General features: G+C 59.2%; 13 protein-coding genes and 1 tRNA gene. 3 read left to right on the top strand and 11 right to left on the bottom strand.

What is annotated here, in order from left to right:
* Positions 1-28: 28 nt before the first annotated feature.
* The 5 genes from BM403_RS08230 to rpsU all read right to left on the bottom strand — a co-directional run bounded on the left by BM403_RS08230 (position 29) and on the right by rpsU (position 8,531).
* Positions 29-105: transfer RNA gene (locus BM403_RS08230), tRNA-Ile, on the bottom strand.
* A gap of 15 nt (positions 106-120) precedes the next feature.
* The gene (locus BM403_RS08225) at positions 121-3,864 is read right to left on the bottom strand and encodes an EAL domain-containing protein (RefSeq protein ID WP_046035011.1); all 3,744 of its coding nucleotides are present in this window, start codon (positions 3,862-3,864) and stop codon (positions 121-123) included.
* 121 nt (positions 3,865-3,985) lie between these two features.
* Positions 3,986-5,836: an RNA polymerase sigma factor RpoD gene (rpoD, locus tag BM403_RS08220; protein ID WP_093542409.1), complete on the bottom strand. Its 1,851-nt coding sequence runs from the start codon at positions 5,834-5,836 to the stop codon at positions 3,986-3,988.
* A gap of 67 nt (positions 5,837-5,903) precedes the next feature.
* The gene (gene dnaG / locus BM403_RS08215) at positions 5,904-7,874 is read right to left on the bottom strand and encodes a DNA primase (RefSeq protein WP_093542407.1); all 1,971 of its coding nucleotides are present in this window, start codon (positions 7,872-7,874) and stop codon (positions 5,904-5,906) included.
* 441 nt (positions 7,875-8,315) lie between these two features.
* Positions 8,316-8,531 (bottom strand): 30S ribosomal protein S21, encoded by a 216-nt coding sequence (gene rpsU / locus BM403_RS08210; RefSeq protein ID WP_002551877.1) that lies wholly within the window; start codon positions 8,529-8,531, stop codon positions 8,316-8,318.
* Between the two features lie 202 nt (positions 8,532-8,733).
* On the opposite strand from rpsU, the gene tsaD reads away from it, so the two are divergent.
* Positions 8,734-9,759, top strand: a complete 1,026-nt coding sequence (gene tsaD, locus BM403_RS08205) for a tRNA (adenosine(37)-N6)-threonylcarbamoyltransferase complex transferase subunit TsaD (protein WP_015886185.1) — start codon at positions 8,734-8,736, stop codon at positions 9,757-9,759.
* A gap of 33 nt (positions 9,760-9,792) precedes the next feature.
* Here tsaD and plsY read toward each other — a convergent pair whose 3' ends face one another.
* Positions 9,793-10,362, bottom strand: a complete 570-nt coding sequence (plsY, locus tag BM403_RS08200; protein WP_015886184.1) for a glycerol-3-phosphate 1-O-acyltransferase PlsY — start codon at positions 10,360-10,362, stop codon at positions 9,793-9,795.
* 74 nt (positions 10,363-10,436) lie between these two features.
* On the opposite strand from plsY, the gene folB reads away from it, so the two are divergent.
* Complete coding sequence (folB, locus tag BM403_RS08195) at positions 10,437-10,790, top strand: dihydroneopterin aldolase (RefSeq protein ID WP_015886183.1); 354 nt, start codon at positions 10,437-10,439, stop codon at positions 10,788-10,790.
* Entirely contained in the window at positions 10,781-11,299 is a 519-nt protein-coding gene (gene folK, locus BM403_RS08190; RefSeq protein WP_093542404.1) for a 2-amino-4-hydroxy-6-hydroxymethyldihydropteridine diphosphokinase, read from the top strand. Before folB ends, folK begins: the two co-directional genes overlap by 10 nt.
* A 157-nt stretch (positions 11,300-11,456) precedes the next feature.
* On the opposite strand, the gene BM403_RS08185 is transcribed toward folK, so the two are convergent.
* From BM403_RS08185 to glpE, 5 genes are all read right to left on the bottom strand, one after another.
* The gene (locus BM403_RS08185) at positions 11,457-12,686 is read right to left on the bottom strand and encodes a multifunctional CCA addition/repair protein (protein ID WP_093542402.1); all 1,230 of its coding nucleotides are present in this window, start codon (positions 12,684-12,686) and stop codon (positions 11,457-11,459) included.
* A gap of 63 nt (positions 12,687-12,749) precedes the next feature.
* The gene (locus BM403_RS08180) at positions 12,750-14,315 is read right to left on the bottom strand and encodes a SpoVR family protein (RefSeq protein ID WP_015886180.1); all 1,566 of its coding nucleotides are present in this window, start codon (positions 14,313-14,315) and stop codon (positions 12,750-12,752) included.
* A complete protein-coding gene (locus BM403_RS08175) occupies positions 14,312-15,583 on the bottom strand; it encodes a YeaH/YhbH family protein (RefSeq protein WP_015886179.1) in 1,272 nt (423 codons plus the stop codon). The genes BM403_RS08180 and BM403_RS08175 overlap by 4 nt, the downstream gene beginning before the upstream one ends.
* 113 nt (positions 15,584-15,696) lie before the next feature.
* Positions 15,697-17,619: a PrkA family serine protein kinase gene (locus BM403_RS08170; RefSeq protein WP_003194732.1), complete on the bottom strand. Its 1,923-nt coding sequence runs from the start codon at positions 17,617-17,619 to the stop codon at positions 15,697-15,699.
* Between the two features lie 284 nt (positions 17,620-17,903).
* The gene (glpE, locus tag BM403_RS08165) at positions 17,904-18,233 is read right to left on the bottom strand and encodes a thiosulfate sulfurtransferase GlpE (RefSeq protein WP_015886178.1); all 330 of its coding nucleotides are present in this window, start codon (positions 18,231-18,233) and stop codon (positions 17,904-17,906) included.
* Positions 18,234-18,242 lie beyond the last annotated feature (9 nt).

Here is an 18,242-nt window from a genome sequence, read left to right as displayed (position 1 = left end):
CCAGTGAGGCTGATGTGCTTGGTTTATATGGTGGGCCCACACGGACTCGAACCGTGGACCAAAGGATTATGAGTCCCCTGCTCTAACCAACTGAGCTATAGGCCCTCAGTAGGCCGCGGATTATAACGATGGTTTACCCGCTGTGCCATCCGAAAAATCCCCAATGCTCATACGAAGAAACGTCGTGGCAAAAAGCGCCGGTGGTAACGGCAGGCTGACGATGTAGCCCTGCATCTGTTCGCAGCCTTCGGCGGCCAGGAAGGCTTGCTGTGCGGGGTTCTCCACGCCTTCGGCGATGATGGTGAATTGCATGCTGTGGCCCAGAGCGATGATGGCGCGCACGATGGCGGCGTCGTGGGGATCGTCGGGTAAGCCGCGTACGAAAGATTGGTCGATCTTGAGGAAGTCCAGCGGCAGGCGCTTGAGGTAGCTGAGGGATGAGTAGCCGGTGCCGAAATCATCAATCGCCAGTTGTACGCCCAAGTGTTTGAGTTGGTGCAGGACCTCCAGCGCTTCTTCGGCCTGGCTCATGATGAAGTTTTCGGTGATCTCCAGCTGCAGGCGGCCTGGGTCAAGACCGTAGTCGCGCAGCAGCTGTTCGATGCGGCCCAGCAAGCCGGGGTGGCGCAGTTGCGCGCCGGCGAGGTTGACCGACAGTGGGCCGAAATCATCGAATGTGCCTTGCCAGGCGTGCAGTTGTCGGCAGGCCTGTTCCAGTACCCAATCGCCAATCTGCAGGATTGTGCCGTTTTCTTCGGCCAAGGCGATGAAGTGCTCGGGGGGGACATCGCCGAAGGTGGGATGGTGCCAGCGGATCAGGGCTTCGGCGCCGATCAATTGCTGGGTGGCCAGGCTCAGTTTTGGCTGGTAGTACAGGCTCAATTCGTCGCGCTCTATGGCGCGGCGCAGTTCATGTTCCAGGGCCACGCGCTCGTTTGCTTGGGCCGTGAGGTCGCGGGTGTAGCTTTCGACCCGGTTGCGGCCCTTGGCCTTGGAACGGTACATCGCGGCGTCGGCATTTTTGACCAGGGTGGCGACGTCGGTGCCGTCCTCGGGGTATAGGCTGGTGCCGATACTGGCGCTGATAAAGAACTCGTGCTCACCCGCCTGGAAGGGGGGAGTGAAGCAGGCCAGCAGTTTATTGGCCAGGTGCTGGGCGTCGCTGGCGTGCTGGAGGCCGGGGAGCAGGATGATGAATTCATCCCCGCCCAGGCGAGCGACCGTATCGATGTCGCGCAATTGTTCCTTGAGGCGCACGGCAATGTCTTTGAGCAGCAGGTCGCCTATCGGGTGGCCGAGGCTGTCGTTGATGTGTTTGAAGCGGTCCAGGTCGAGAAACAGGACGGCGCCCTGTTTGCCGGTTTCCTGATGCCCGTTGAGGGCGGCCTGCAGTCGGCTTTCGAACAGCGTACGGTTGGGCAGGCCGGTCAATGGATCGTGGTGCGCCTGGTAGTCGAGGCGGGCCTGGGCCAGCTTGAGGCTGGAGATGTCGGCAAATACCGCAACGAAGTGCGTGATCAACTGTTCGCGGTTGCGTACCGCACTGATCGTCAGCCAGCTGGGGTACAGCTCGCCGTTTTTGCGTCGGTTGGAAATCTCGCCCTGCCAGTGACCCTGTGCGGTCAACTGGTGCCACATGGCGGCGTAGAAGGCACTGTCATGCAGGCCAGAGGCGAGCAGGCGCGGGGTCTGGCCGAGGGCTTCGGACTCGCTGTAGCCGGTGATCTCGCTGAAGGCACGGTTGACGGCGCTGATGTTCTGTCGGGTGTCGGTGATCAATACGCCTTCGGCCGTGCTCTCGAACACAGTCGCGGCCTGTTGCAGTTTTTCCTGCATCAGCTGGCGTTCGGTGATGTCCCTCGCAATCGTCAGCATGCAGTCGTCATCGCCGATGGGCAGTGGGCGGCTGGACAGCTCGCACAGGCGAATCTGCCCATCGTTGCGGCGTATATGGCAGATGAAGTCCCGCACAAAGCCATCGCGCGCCATCAGTTCCAGCATGTGTTTGCGTTCGTTGAGGTCGACCCAGATGCCCAGGTCCAAGGTTGATTGGTCCAAGGAGGCCGCGCTGTTGAAACCGGTGATGCGACTGAAACCGTCGTTTACTTCAAGCAGCAGGCCATCGCGCTGTCGGCTCAACAGCAAGCCGTCGGGAGAGGCATGGAAGGCCTTGGCGAATTTCTCTTCGGAGGTTTGCAGTTGTTGCTGGGTTTCCTTGAGCTGGGTGATGTCGCGCACCACCACTACGATGGCCTCAGTGGTGTCGAGTTGAAACGGCTCGGCGGAGATAAGGCCGGTAAAGGCCTGGCCGTTGTTGCGCAGAAAGGGCATTTCCAAGTTGCGGATGCTGGTGGTCTGCACCCGTTTCAACAGGTCCGGGCCGATGCCTGGAATCCCCCAAATGTTCAGCGCGGTGGCCGTTTTGCCGATCACGTCTTCGGCCTTCAGGCCCACTTGATCCTCGAACGCTTTGTTGACCTCCAGCAGGCAGCCATCGGACAGTCGCGCGATCACCAGAATGTCCGGGCACTGTTGGAACACCGAGGCAAACTTCTGTTCGGAAAGCTGCAGCGCCTCTTCGGTGCGTTTGGCTTCGCTGATGTCGATCATCAAGCCGCGCAGCACAGGCTCATGGCCGTGCTCGATCAGGCTGACTATGTCACGCACCCACAAGCAACGGCCGTCGGCGGTGATCACCCGGTAATCAATGCTGTGGTCGCGGTTAGCACGGGTTTCGCGGTAGCAGTAGGCTTCGGCGCGGAGCAGGTCGGCGGGGTGGATGATGTTGCGCCAGAACCCTGGGATCAGCCAGTGGGCGCGCGGATAGCCGAGCAGTTCCTCGGCGTGCGGCGACACGTAGCTGTAGGTGAAATCGGTGACGCTGGCTTCCCAGGCAATGGCGGACAGGCTCTCCACCAGGCCGCGGTAGTGGTATTCGCTGCTGCGCAGTTCCTGTTCGAGGGCCACACGGCGGGAAATTTCCGAACTGAGTCGGCGATTGATCCGAATCACAATGGCTAATACGGTAATCAAGAGCAGAACCGCGGGTAGGCCATACAGCAGCAGATCGGTCCAGAACGTACGGTTATCGGTGAACTTGCCCACCCAGTGTTGCTGGATGGTGTTGGTTTCTTCCGGGCTGAGGTCGGCGAGGACTTTGTCGAGGATGCCGACCAGCATCTTGTCGTCGCGCGGTACACCCATCGCCAATTGATAGCGGTAGGGGGTTTCGCCGCTGACATACAACCCGTCCAGCTTGAGTTCGCGCAGGCTCCAGACACTGGACGCCAGGTCGCTGACCACGGCGTCCACTTCGCCGGTAGCCAGGGCCTGCAGGGTTGAGCTGACGTTGGGCATGGCCACCAGATTAAGGTCGGGGTGGTGAGTGCGCAGTAATTCGTGGGGAGCGTAGTTTTCCACCACTGCGATCTTCAGCCCGTACAGGTCCTTGAGATTGCGCGGTCGTACGCCGCCTTCGTGGGCAAGGATGACCATCGGGAAGTCGATATAGGGGCGTGTGAACGCCAAATAATTCTGCCGTTCGGGCGTCGACATAACGCTGGGGACAAGGTCGAGCTGATTGGCTCGGGCCAGTTCCAGGACGGCACTCCAGTTCGGCGTTTCGATCACCTTGATCCTGACGCCCAAACGATCCTGGATCAGGCGCACGTAATCGGCCGCCAAGCCTTGGTAGCGGCCGTCTTCGTCACGGTATTCAAAAGGTGGCCATGACGCGTCCACCCCGAGGCTCAGCTCCTGATGGTCCGCCAGCCAGCCACGCTCATCATCGGTAAGAGTCAACGCGCCAGCCGTTGCGGTCCAGGTCAGCAGCGACAGCAGTAGCACAGTCGACAGTCTGGGCATAACGGTCTCGTTATGGCACGGGGAATGTTTCGAGTGTAGACGGGCATTGCGGGGGAGGGGTGTCGCTTGGAATTTTATCTGTAGAAAGCAAAACCCCCGGCCTGGGCCGGGGGTTCTGGTATCACTCGTCGAGGAAGGAGCGCAGATGCTCGCTTCGCGTCGGGTGGCGCAACTTGCGCAACGCCTTGGCTTCGATCTGACGGATCCGCTCACGGGTCACGTCAAACTGCTTACCGACTTCCTCAAGGGTGTGGTCGGTATTCATGTCGATGCCGAAACGCATGCGCAGTACCTTGGCTTCACGGGCAGTGAGGCCGGACAGTACGTCGCGAGTCGCTTCTTTAAGGCTCTCAACGGTGGCGACATCGATTGGCGACTGCATGGTCGAGTCTTCGATGAAGTCACCCAGGTGGGAGTCTTCGTCATCACCAATCGGGGTTTCCATGGAGATCGGCTCTTTAGCGATCTTCAATACCTTACGGATCTTATCCTCTGGCATTTCCATGCGTTCGCCCAGCTCTTCCGGGGTCGGTTCGCGACCCATTTCCTGCAACATCTGCCGGGAAATACGGTTGAGCTTGTTGATCGTCTCGATCATGTGCACCGGAATACGGATGGTGCGGGCCTGGTCGGCGATCGAGCGAGTGATCGCCTGACGAATCCACCAGGTGGCATATGTCGAGAACTTGTACCCGCGACGGTATTCGAACTTGTCCACAGCCTTCATCAAGCCGATGTTGCCTTCCTGGATCAGATCGAGGAATTGCAGGCCACGGTTGGTGTACTTCTTGGCGATGGAGATCACCAGACGCAAGTTCGCTTCGACCATCTCTTTCTTCGCGCGGCGGGCCTTGGCCTCACCGATCGACATGCGACGGTTGATGTCCTTGATCTCGGCAATCGTCAGACCGGTTTCGGTCTCGAGCGCGGTCAGCTTCTGCTGGCAGCGAATGATGTCCGGCTGCAGGCGACCAATGGCTTCGGCGTATTTCGCCTTGCCCTTGGCCAGTGCGTCGGTCCAGCTTTCGTCTACTTCGTTGCCAGGGAACTGGCGCAGGAAGTCGGTACGCGGCATGCGCGCATCACGGACACAGAGCTGCATGATCGCACGCTCTTGTGCACGCAAACGCTCCAGGGCACTGCGAACACGCTCAACCAGGCCTTCGAATTGCTTCGGTACCAGCTTGATTGGCATGAACAGCTCAGCCAGCGCCAGCAGCTCGGCAATTGCCTGCTTATTGGAGCGACCGTGCTTTTTCAGGGCCTTGCGGGTGATTTCCATTTGATCGGAAACCGCACCGAAACGCTGTGCAGCGATGACCGGGTCTGGACCGCTTTCGACTTCATCTTCATCGTCGCTGCTGGCTTCAGCGTCGTCGTCTTCGGTGTCGTCGTCGGCTTTCGCAGCCTTGGCATCCACAGGCGGCGGCACTTCGGCGGCAGGCGGCGCAATGCCGTCGTCCGGGTCGATGTAGCCACTCAGCACGTCGGACAGGCGCCCACCTTCGGTGGTGACGCGGGTGTACTCGGAGAGAATGTGGTCAACCGTGCCGGGGAAGTGCGCGATTGCGCCCATCACTTCACGGATACCCTCTTCGATACGCTTGGCGATTTCAATTTCGCCTTCGCGTGTCAGCAGCTCGACGGTACCCATTTCACGCATATACATGCGCACAGGGTCGGTGGTACGACCGATATCGGTCTCCACAGCAGCCAGCGCGGCAGCAGCTTCTTCAGCGGCAGCCTCGTCGGTATCGGCGTCCGCCAGCATAAGGGAATCCTTATCTGGCGCAGCTTCGAATACGTTGATCCCCATGTCGTTAATCATGCGGATGATGTCTTCCACCTGCTCTGGATCTGAAATATCCTCAGGCAGGTGGTCGTTGACCTCCGCGTAAGTCAGGTAACCCTGCTCACGACCGAGAACGATCAACTCTTTGATACGAGACTGCTGTTGCGCTTTTCCGGACATAACACCCTATCCACTGAAGGTCTTGGCGGGCAAAAAACAAGCCGAGGATTATACCCGAGCTATGACCTCACACGCCAGCTGAGGTCGGGTTTGATGCGGAAACATTCTGTTTTAAGAGGTCACGCATCTGTTTTGCTATCTGAATTTTCTCTTCAGCCGATAAATCCGGCTGCCTGGCTCGCTTTATGAGCTCATCGAGGGTCTGCGTGTGCTGACCCGCGGATAACCTAGTAATGGTGTCTAAAAACTGTTGTTCAAGGTTATCGCCGTCAATTAGCCACTCCTTTTCTGCGAGTGCTTTCAACAATCGGCCTTGTTCGGTGCCATGCCAGCGAGCCATCAACTGAATTGAGTTTAGCTTAGGATTTTTCTGGACTGCCTCGATCAAGGCGATCAGGACCTGGGCGTACGTATTGCTCGCGTTGGCAAAGTGATCGGCGCTTTCAACCTTTTCCGCCAATTGCGGGTGATGGATGAGCGTGCGCAGGGCAATCAGCGTCGGCGCTTCTACGGCAACCGGGGTGCGTGGGGCATAGGCTTCATCGTTGTCACCGCGCTTGCCGTTCTTGCTCCAGGGTTTCTTGTCCCATTTCTTGCCGCCGGCGCCGGGCTTTTTCGGTGTCCACGCTTGCTGGGGCGTGTAGGCCTCCTGCGGTTGGTGGAAGTCGGAATAGTCCGGCATGGCGTCATAATCCATGCCTGGGTCGTAGGCGGGCGGGGCGTCCTGCGGCGCACTGTGCGCCAGCTGGCTGACGGCCTCGCCACTCAACCCGGTGATTTCCAGCAAGCGCTGGCGCATCAGCGTACGCAGGTTGGCACCCGGTACTTTGTCGATCAGCGGTGCGGCGAGCGTGGCCATGTGGGCCTTGCCTTCGAGGGAGCGCGGGTCGGCTTCTTCGGTCAGTTGCTGGAAGAAATAGTCCGCCAGCGGCTGTGCGTGTTGATTGATGCGCGCGCGGAACGCATCGGTGCCTTCGGAGCGCACCAGGGTATCCGGGTCTTCGCCTTCGGGCAGGAACAGAAAGCGTGCGCGACGCCCGTCCTGCAAGCTCGACAGCGTTGCTTCAAGTGCGCGCCAGGCGGCGTTGCGGCCCGCCTGGTCGCCGTCGAAACAGAACAGCACGCTGGGCACTACGCGAAACAGACGCTTCAAATGTTCTTCGCTGGTGGCCGTGCCGAGGGTGGCCACGGCATTGCGCAGGCCCTGTTGGGCGAGCGCGATCACGTCCATATAGCCTTCAACCACAATGATCTCGTCGAGGTTGCGGTTGTTTTTGCGTGCTTCGAACAGGCCGTAGAGTTCCTGGCCTTTGTGGAACACCGGGGTTTCCGGGGAGTTCAGGTACTTGGGCTTGTCGTCCCCCAGGACACGGCCACCAAAGGCGATGATGCGGCCTCGGCTGTCGCGGATCGGGAACATCACGCGATCGCGGAAGCGGTCATAGCGTTTGCCCGTCTCGGCGTTTTCCACCAGCAGGCCTGCGTCGATCATGGCCTTTTGCTGGAGGGTGTCGCTGCTCAGGTGTTTGTACAGGTTGTCCCACCCGGGAGGGGCGAAACCGAGGCCGAAGTCGCGGGCGATTTCACCGGTGAGGCCGCGCCCCTTGAGATAGTCGACGGCGGCCTTGCGCTGCGGATGGCTTTTAAGCGCCTGACGGTAAAAGTCGGCAGCGGCGGTCAGCAGCGGGTACAGCGGCGAATCGGTGGGTTGTCGCGGTTTGTGTGGGCGACCACTTTCTTCGCGGGGGATCTCCATGCCGGCGGCTTTGGCCAAGTCCTCGATAGCCTGGGGGAAGTCCAGGTTGTCGTGGTCCATGAGAAAGCCGAGGGCATTACCGCCCGCGCCGCAACCGAAGCAGTAGTAGAACTGTTTGTCGGGGCTGACGCTGAACGACGGGGTCTTTTCTTTGTGGAACGGGCAGCAGGCGGTGTAGTTCTTGCCGGCTTTTTTCAGTTGCACGCGCGAGCTGACAACATCGACGATGTCGGTGCGGTTCAGGAGGTCGTCAATAAAGCTCTGGGGAATCAGCCCGGCCATGGCGTTCTCGTCGTCACTGCGTGTAAATGAGGGCCCGTGAAGAGCTCAAGCGCACAGGTTGAGTGGCTCGACCATTATCGTCTGCTTGGGCTGCATGGAAGTGTATCTGCCGAACATTCACTGACGTTAATTTCTATTCAGTCTTTGGCATGGAAATGTTACCCGGGCATCCGGTATTGGCCAACGGCGGGCCTCGGAGCTCGATGGGTGCAGTCGACCGATTTGATCGCCTGTTTACAGAATGAGTGTGCTCGTCAGTAGCCTTGTTAGGCTCGTCAGAAGAGACGTGCACCGCTGGCAAAAGAGCCAGTCCTGACGTGTGAAGCGGTTGTCTCGGTCGCATGTGCGGCGTCGACAGTGAAGCATCAAGCGATATCCGCAAATGCCAATAGCCCGGCTGAGGGCCGGGCTTGGCAGAAGCTTGCTACGAACGTCTGTGTATTAGTACAGACGAACGGCGCGGCGCTGTTCGCGCTGAACTTTCTTGGCGTGACGCTTAACAGCGGCTGCTGCTTTACGCTTACGCTCAGAAGTAGGCTTCTCGTAAAATTCGCGGCTACGAACTTCAGCCAGTACACCGGCTTTTTCGCAGGAGCGCTTGAAACGACGCAGAGCTACGTCGAAGGGTTCGTTCTCTTTAACTTTGACGGCTGGCATCCAGAGCTACCTTCTTTCATTACCGGGATCAACGTTCTCGTCGCAAAAAATTCGCGGCTGAGGTCGTCGGTTTTTAAGGGTTGCGGATGTTAACCCCTCATTGCCCGGAATGCAAAGCCTCTGATCGAAAACCGCTAGTCGGGAGGGGGAGTGGCGACTATTATGCGCGCCTTCGAATTCAGCCTCTACAAGGCGCAAACCCATGCTAGTACTGGGACTTGAAACCTCCTGCGACGAAACCGGTGTCGCACTTTACGACAGTGAACGCGGGCTCTTGGCCGATGCGCTGTTCAGTCAGATCGACCTGCACCGCGCCTATGGCGGCGTGGTGCCGGAGCTGGCCAGCCGTGATCACGTCAAACGCATGCTGCCCCTGATTCGTCAGGTGCTGGATGAAGCCGGCTGCGTGCCGACCGAGATCGACGCCATTGCCTACACCGCGGGGCCCGGATTGGTCGGAGCCCTGCTGGTTGGGGCCTCTTGCGCCCAGGCGCTGGCGTTCGCCTGGGGCATTCCGGCACTCGGCGTGCACCATATGGAAGGCCATTTATTGGCACCCATGCTGGAAAAAACACCGCCGCAGTTCCCGTTCGTCGCTTTGTTGGTTTCGGGCGGCCATACGCAGTTGGTTCAGGTGGATGGCATCGGCCAATACACCCTTTTGGGTGAGTCGCTGGATGACGCCGCCGGCGAAGCTTTCGACAAGACCGCGAAGATGATGGGCCTCAATTATCCCGGTGGTCCGGAAATCGCCCGCCTCGCCGAAAAAGGTGTTGCCGGCCGCTACACCTTCCCGCGTCCGATGTGTGATCGACCAGGTCTGATGTTCAGCTTCAGCGGTCTGAAAACCTCCGCGCTGAACACCTGGCAGCAAAGCGTCAGCGCTGGGGACGACAGCGAGCAAGCCCGTTGCGACATCGCCCTGGCGTTCCAGCAGGCCGTGGTGGAGACTTTGACCATCAAGTGCAAGCGTGCCTTGAAACAGGCGGGCATGAAGCGCCTGGTGATCGCAGGCGGCGTCAGCGCCAACAAGGCCTTGCGCACCTCGCTGGAAAAAATGCTCGGCGACATGAAAGGCGATGTGTTCTACGCACGACCGGAGTTCTGCACCGACAATGGCGCGATGATCGCCTATGCCGGTTGCCAGCGCCTGCAGGCCGGGCAGCATGAAAGCCTGGCGATCAGCGTGCAGGCGCGCTGGCCGATGGAGCAGTTGTCGCCGTTGTAACGCCATAACGTGAGCCGGGCTCAGCGAACGTATTTAAAAATGCCGTTCGCGCCCGGCAAACAGGTCGCGTAAATTGCCTCGGTGGCGCCAGACGATCAGCAGTGTCAGCACGCTCATCGGTACCAGTGCCGCCGGTTCCTGCCAGGCCAATAGCGGCAGGGTGAGCGGGGTGGCGATCAGCGCGGCAAGTGAGCTGGTGCGGGTCAGGTAGAACGCCAGCAGCCAGGCGAGCACGGCCAGCAACGCCGCTGGTGGGTAGATCCCCAGTAACATGCCGGCTGCCGTGGCGACGCCTTTGCCACCGCGAAAGCGGAAGTACAGTGGAAACAGATGGCCCAGGACGGCACATACACCGATCCAGGCCTGTTGTTGCAGGGTAAGGCCGGCAAGGCTGGCGATCAGCACGGGCAACAAGCCCTTGCACATGTCGCCCAGCAGGGTCAGTACGGCGAGCTTCTTACCGGCCAGGCGCAACATATTGGTGGCGCCGGCATTGCCTGAGCCACTCATTCGCGGGTCGGGATTTCCCGTCAGGCGGCTGAGCAAAATGGCGAAGGACAGCGAGCCGAGCAGGTAGGCGAGAATCGCCAGTAACCAAAACATGCTAACTATTCCGGGCGAGGACGCCCTGATTCTAACGGGGCATCGCGCCCTTGTCGTGCAGCGGAGAAGAGTGCTTGGACAGAGTGTTTATCGAAGGCCTGGAAGTCGACACCGTCATCGGGGCCTACGACTGGGAGCGCGGAATCCGCCAATGCCTGCGCCTGGACCTGAGCTTCGCCTGGGATAACCGCCCGGCCGCTGCCGGTGACGACCTGACCCTGGCGCTGGATTACGCCAGTGTATCCGCGCGTATCCAGGCGTTTGCCGAGCAGTCCCAGTACCAATTGGTGGAGACCTTCGCTGAACGCCTGGCCGAGGTGCTCATGAGTGAATTCCAGATTCCCTGGTTGCACCTCAAGTTGACCAAGCCGGGGGCCGTGCCGGCTGCCAAGGGCGTGGGTGTGGAGATCGAGCGCGGATGTCGCTAACTCAGGTTTACCTTGGCCTAGGCAGTAATATCGAGCGCGAGTCCCATCTACGCGCCGGCCTTGATGCGTTGGCGGTTTTTTTGACCGATATGCGCTGCTCGGCGGTGTTCGAAAGCCAGCCGGTGGGCATCAAGAGCGGGCCTTTCTTCAACTTGGTGGTGTCGGCCTATACCGACCTGCCGTTGACGGAGCTGGATCGCCGGTTGAAATTCATCGAGGCCGATAATGGTCGCTATGCGCCGGACCGTAAGGGCTTGCCGCTGGACATCGACGTGCTGCTGTATGGCGAGCTGGTGGGTAATTTCGAGGGCCTGGTCCTGCCCCGTGCAGAGATCCTGAAGAACGCCTTTGTGCTGTGGCCGCTGTCGTTGATGGCGCCCGATCGCGTGCACCCTGAGGTGGGCAAGACCCTGGCCGAACTGTGGCGCGATGCGCAGATTGACCAGGTGTTGGCCCCTGTCGGGTTTGAATGGCGGGGCCAGCAACTCACGCCAGGCACGCTTTTGTAGGCGCCGAGCTTCCTGTGGCGAGGGAGCTTGCTCCCGCTGGGCTGCGAAGCGGCCCCAATAAGCACACCACAGTCTCCCTGCCAAGACTCAACAGCCGGGTTTAGGGCTGCTGCGCAGCCCAACGGGAGCAAGCTCCCTCGCCACGGGTGGGCAGCGTCTAGAGAGTGGGCTGTTCTTTGTAGGCCTTCAACGCCTTAAGCCTTTCGCGCTTCAGCGCCTCACCCAGTTCCGGGCCTTTGAAGCCCTTCTCCAGCAAGGGCGCGACGGCCACTTCGCGGGCTGCCTTCGCAGCCCCACGCAAATAATCCGCCTGTGGATAAATGCGTTGCTCCAGGCCCTTGCGGCCCCGGGCGTCCATCTCGCAGGCGATCACAAACTCTTCAAAGCGCTGCGGCCGACGGTACACGTCAAAACTCTGCAGCAACTCCAGCAATGTCGAGGCTTTCAGCTCAAGCGCCCGATGGCCGTGAGTGTGGTATTGGCCCACCAGCAACGCCAGTTCCTGACAATCCCTTGGCACTTTGAAGCGTTCATTGACGGCCTTGATCAGCTTCAAGCCCCGATGTTCATGGGCAATATGCTGCGGCAACTTATCCACAGGCGTCGTGCCCTTGCCCAGGTCGTGGAGCAGGCAAGCCCAGCGCACAGTCAGTGGCTGTTTGTGCAAGGCTGCCTGTTCCAACACGCTCAAGGTGTGCACGCCGGTGTCGATTTCCGGGTGATGGGCTTCGGGCTGCGGTACGCCGAACAGTGCATCGACCTCAGGCATCAAGGTTTTCAACGCAGCGCAGTCGCGCAGTACCTGGATAAATACCTGTGGCTGATCTTCCATCAATGCCCGAGAGATTTCTTTCCAACTGCGCTCCGGTGTCAGGGCTTCCAGTTCACCGGACTCGCTGAGTTGACGCATCAGTTCCAGTGTTTCGGGCGCGACGGTAAAACCCAGGTGCGCGTAACGCGCAGCAAAGCGCGCGACTCGCAGTACCCGTAGGGGATCTTCGGCGAATGCCGGGGAAACATGGCGCAAAATGCGCGCTTCAAGGTCGCGCAGGCCGTGATAGGGGTCAGTCAAGTTGCCGTCATCGTCTTCCGCCATCGCGTTGATGGTCAGGTCGCGACGGATCAGGTCTTCTTCCAGCGTAACCTCTGGGCTGGCATGAAACACAAAGCCGCCGTAACCCCGACCGCTCTTGCGTTCGGTGCGGGCCAGCGCGTATTCATCGCCATTTTTTGGGTCCAGGAATACCGGGAAGTCTGCACCCACAGGTTTGAAGCCTTTGGCCAGCATCTCTTCTGTGGTTGCACCCACGATAACGCGGTCGATGTCGGTGACCTTGATGCCCAGCAAGCGGTCGCGTACGGCACCGCCGACTTTGTAGATTTTCATGAAAAAGCCTCCATTAGCGTCACAGGATACCGCCTGTGCCTGGCCAATGGAGGCTTTGCTGTTTCAGAGATGAACGACGGCGAGGTCCAGGCGCCCGTAGTCGTTGTCGTTATGATCGCTGCGCGGTGGCACGTGATGGGTTTTCATCACCTGATCGCCTTGCAGGGTTTCCAGGTGGATGTCGAACCCCCACAGCCGGTGCAGGTGCTTGAGCACTTCCTCGGTGGATTCGCCGAGAGGTTTGCGGTCGTGTTGCTGATGGCGCAGGGTCAACGAGCGGTCGCCACGCACATCGATGCTGTAGATCTGCACATTAGGCTCGCGATTGCCCAGGTTGTACTGCGCCGCCAAGGTTTCGCGGATGGTGCGGTAGCCGGGTTCATCATGGATGGCCGGTACCAGCAGGTCATCCTTGAGGTCGTCATCGAGGATGCTGAACAGCTTCAGGTCACGAATCACTTGGGGTGACAGGTACTGCAGGATAAAACTCTCATCCTTGAAGCTGCTCATGGCGAACTTGATGGTAGACAGCCAGTCGCTGCCGGCGATTTCGGGGAACCAGCGGCGGTCCTCCTCGGTTGGGTGTTCGCACATGCGTCGGATATCGCGGTACATGGCGAAGCCCAGCGCGTAAGGGTTGATGCCGTTGTAGTAAGGGCTGTCGAAGCCTGGCTGGAACACCACGCTGGTATGGGAGGTGAGAAACTCCATCATGAAACCGTCAGTGACCAGGCCTTCGTCGTACAGGTCGTTCATCAAGGTGTAGTGCCAGAACGTCGCCCATCCTTCGTTCATCACCTGGGTCTGACGCTGTGGATAAAAGTACTGGGCGATCTTGCGCACAATACGCACGATTTCACGCTGCCACGGCTCCAGCAACGGCGCGTGCTTTTCCAGGAAATAGAGGATGTTTTCCTGAGGTTCGGAGGGGAAGCGCGCATTGTCCTTGTCGCTGTTCTTGCCGGCGCGTTTGGGAATGGTGCGCCACAAGTCGTTGATCTGTTTCTGCAGGTGCTCTTCGCGCTCTTTCTGGCGCAGACGTTCTTCCTCGGCGGAAATCGGGTAGGGGCGTTTGTAACGGTCGACTCCGTAGTTCATCAGGGCATGGCAGGAGTCGAGCAGGTCTTCCACCGCATCGATGCCGTGGCGCTCCTCGCATTGCATGATGTACTGCTTGGCAAACACCAGATAATCGATGATCGAACTGGCATCGGTCCATGTGCGGAACAGGTAATTACCCTTGAAGAAGCTGTTGTGCCCGTAGCATGCGTGAGCCACCACCAGCGCTTGCATGCAGATGGTGTTCTCTTCCATCAGGTAGGCGATGCAGGGGTCGGAGTTGATCACGATCTCGTAGGCCAAACCCATCTGGCCACGACTGTAGGACTTTTCGGTGCTGAGGAAGTGTTTGCCGTAGGACCAATGGTGATAACCCAGGGGCATGCCGACGGAGGCATAGGCATCCATCATCTGTTCGGCGGTGATCACTTCGATCTGGTTGGGGTAGGTGTCCAGGGCATAACCCGCCGCAATGCGGCTGATTTCCCGGTCATAGGCCTGGATCAGTTCAAAGGTCCACTCAGACCCCGTGGAAATGGGTTGGCGCTTTTGCTCTTTTTTGGCGGTCATGTCACTAACCTGCGCTGGAAGAGTTCACGGAAGACCGGGTAGATATCGCCGGCCGAGACCAGTTGCTGCTGGGCGAAGGTGTCGGCAAAGGCTTCGCCGATGCGTTCATATTCGAACCACAGGGCCTGGTGCTCACGGGGGGTGATTTCAACGTAAGTGTAGTACTGCACGAACGGCATGATCTGGTTGATCAGGATGTCGCGGCAGATAGGCGAGTCGTCGTTCCAGTTGTCGCCGTCCGAGGCTTGGGCGGCGTAGATATTCCACTCGTTGGCCGGGTAGCGCTCGGCCATGATCTCCTGCATCAACTTCAACGCGCTGGAGACGATGGTGCCGCCGGTTTCTCGCGAGTAGAAGAACTCTTCTTCGTCTACTTCCCGGGCGCTGGTGTGGTGGCGAATGAACACCACATCGATCTTGTCGTAGTTCCGCTTGAGAAACAGGTACAGCAGGATAAAGAAGCGCTTGGCGATGTCCTTGGTGGCCTGGGTCATGGAGCCGGAAACGTCCATCAGGCAGAACATCACCGCCTTGGAACTGGGATTGGGTTGTTTGACCAGCAGGTTGTATTTCAAGTCAAAGGTGTCGAGAAATGGCACACGATGAATGCGTGCGCTGAGTTTCTCTATTTCCGCCTCTATTTCCTGAATATCGCCGAAGTTGTCCGGCTCTTCACGTTTCAAACGCGCCAACTCTTCCTTGGCATCCCTCAGTTTGGCGCGGCTGCTGCCCGACAGGGCGATACGCCGGGCATGGGCCGAGCGCAGGGTGCGGATGATGTTGATGCGTGACGGGTTGCCCTCGTTACTGATCCCGGCGCGGACGGTCTTGAAGGTGTCGGTGCCGGTCAGGTTGCGCTTGACCAGGTTGGGCAACTCCAGGTCCTCGAACATGAACTCGAGGAATTCTTCCTGGGTGATCTGGAACACGAACTCATCCATGCCTTCGCCGGAATTACCCGCCTTGCCGGGGCCCTTGCCGCCGCCACCGCCTTGGGGGCGCTGGATATGTTCGCCGGTGGTGAATTCCTTGTTGCCGGGGTGCACGACGGTCTGTTTACCGCCCCGGCCGTGGTGCAGCACCGGTTCGTCGATGTCCCGTCCAGGAATGCTGATTTGTTCGCCATGCTCCATATCGGTGATAGAGCGGCGGCTGACGGCCTCTTCAACGGCCTTTTTGATGTGGTCACGGTAACGCCGCAGGAAACGCTGGCGGTTTACCGTGCTCTTGTTCTTGCCATTGAGGCGTCGGTCGATCACATAGCTCATGGGGAGCCCTCCGGGCAGCTTCACGTTACAAGCTTCAAGCAGCGAGCTGGAAGCTTAGAGACAAGCGGTCGGCTGCCAGGCCAGAAGCCCGGCAGCGCACGCCTGTCGCTGCCTTACTGCGATTTGCGAACCCGCAGGTACCACTCGGAGAGCAGCCGTACCTGTTTGTCTGTGTAGCCGCGCTCGACCATTCGTGTGACGAAGTCGTTGTGCTTTTGCTGATCCTCCTTGCTGGCCTTGGCGTTGAAGCTGATGACCGGCAGCAGGTCCTCGGTGTTGGAGAACATTTTCTTCTCGATGACCACCCGCAGCTTCTCGTAGCTGAGCCAGGTCGGGTTCTTGCCGTTGTTGTTGGCCCGTGCGCGCAGCACGAAGTTGACAATTTCGTTGCGGAAATCTTTCGGATTGCTGATGCCGGCTGGTTTTTCGATTTTCTCCAGTTCTTCGTTGAGGGCTACGCGATTGAGGATCTCACCGGTTTCCGGATCCCGGTATTCCTGGTCCTGGATCCAGAAGTCGGCGTACAGCACGTAGCGGTCGAAGATGTTCTGGCCATATTCGCTGTAGGACTCCAGGTACGCGGTCTGGATTTCCTTGCCGATGAACTCGATGTAGCGCGGCGCCAGGTATTCCTTGAGGAAGCGCAGGTAGCGCTCGCGGGTTTCTGCCTGGAATTGCTCCTGTTCGATCTGCTGTTCCAGCACGTAGAGCAGATGTACCGGGTTGGCGGCGATCTCGTGGGGGTCGAAGTTGAAGACCTTGGACAGGATCTTGAACGCAAAGCGCGTCGACAGGCCGTTCATGCCCTCATCCACACCCGCCGTGTCGCGGTATTCCTGGATCGACTTGGCCTTGGGGTCGGTGTCCTTGAGGTTTTCGCCGTCGTACACACGCATCTTCGAGTAGATGTTCGAGTTTTCCGGCTCCTTGAGGCGTGACAGCACGGTGAACTGGGCGAGCATCTTCAGGGTGTCGGGTGCGCAGTGGGCCTTGGCCAGCGAGCTGTTGAACAGCAGTTTGTCGTAAATCTTGATCTCATCGCTGACCCGCAGGCAGTACGGCACCTTGACGATATAGATCCGGTCGATGAAGGCTTCGTTGTTCTTGTTGTTACGGAAGGTGTGCCATTCCGATTCGTTGGAGTGGGCCAGCAGGATCCCGGTGAACGGAATTGCGCCCAGGCCTTCGGTACTGTTGTAGTTGCCTTCCTGAGTCGCGGTGAGCAGGGGGTGCAGCACCTTGATCGGTGCCTTGAACATCTCCACGAACTCCATCAGGCCCTGGTTGGCCCGGCACAGTGCGCCCGAGTAGCTGTAAGCATCGGCGTCGTTCTGCGGGAATTCCTCGAGTTTGCGGATATCGACCTTACCCACCAGCGCCGATATGTCCTGGTTGTTCTCGTCGCCCGGCTCGGTCTTGGCCACGCCGATCTGGTTGAGGATCGACGGGTAGAGTTTCACCACGCGGAACTGGCTGATGTCACCGCCGAACTCGGCCAGGCGCTTGGTGGCCCAGGGTGACATGATGGTGTTGAGGTAGCGCCGTGGGATGCCGAAGTCTTCTTCGAGGATCGCGCCATCTTCCGTGGCGTTGAACAAGCCCAGGGGCGACTCGAAGACCGGTGAGCCCTTGATGGCGTAGAAGGGCACCTTCTCGATCAGTTGTTTGAGTTTTTCGGCCAGGGACGATTTACCGCCGCCGACGGGGCCGAGCAGGTAGAGGATCTGTTTCTTCTCTTCCAGGCCTTGGGCGGCATGGCGGAAGTAGGAGACGATCTGGTCAATGCATTCTTCCATTCCGTGGAAGTCTTCAAAGGCCGGGTAGCGGCGGATCACCTTGTTGGAGAATATTCGCGACAGCCGCGAATTGTTGGCGGTTTCCACCAGCTCCGGCTCGCCAATCGCCAAGAGCAGGCGTTCGGCGGCAGATGCGTAGGTGCTACGGTCTTGTTTGCACAGCTCGAGATACTCTTGCAGCGTGAGTTCTTCCTGCTGTGTGGACGCGAAGCGTTGTTGGAAGTGGCTAAAGATACTCATGACGTCGTCACCTCGCTCGATACGTGGAGCCGACGCCGGATCAATCAGTCGATGCTGGCAGACATTGGCGAACACCAATGGCCGTTTTCCCCCCAAACACCCTGAAACGCTACCGATGACCCGCACGCCGGTGTACCGGCTCTCCCCTGATTCGGATGGCCTGCGCTTAAGGATAGTTCGGAATCGGAGAGGTCAAGGCGCGATACGTAATTAGTTTGGCTGCGCCGTTCGTCAGAAACGGCGCTAGCCCAAGCGTCACGCGGGGTAGCGGGGTGTGAAAAAAATTATTGCGAATTGCCTGAAGAAATTTCCGCAGGATAAGTCGTACGCCAAAGCTCAAAGCCACCGTCCAGGCTATAGACATCGGAGAAACCCTGGCTGACCAGGTAGGCCGCCGCGCTCTGACTGGAATTGCCGTGGTAGCACGCCACGATCACGGGTGCGTCAAGGTCGGCGGCGCGGATGAAGTCGGCGATGTTGACGTTGTCCACGTGCTGGGCACCGGTGATGTGGCCGGCCGCATACGTCGGCTGGTCACGGATGTCGACCACCACGGCACCTTGCTCGCGCAGTGCTTGGGCGTGTTCGGGAGGGATACGTTTGAATTCGCTCATGGCGGGCTC

The sequence above is a fragment of the Pseudomonas sp. OV546 genome, assembly GCF_900116845.1.
GTDB lineage: Bacteria > Pseudomonadota > Gammaproteobacteria > Pseudomonadales > Pseudomonadaceae > Aquipseudomonas > Aquipseudomonas petroselini.
Note: the sequence above shows the minus strand (reverse complement) of the source record. Positions and strands in the feature narration are given on the sequence as shown.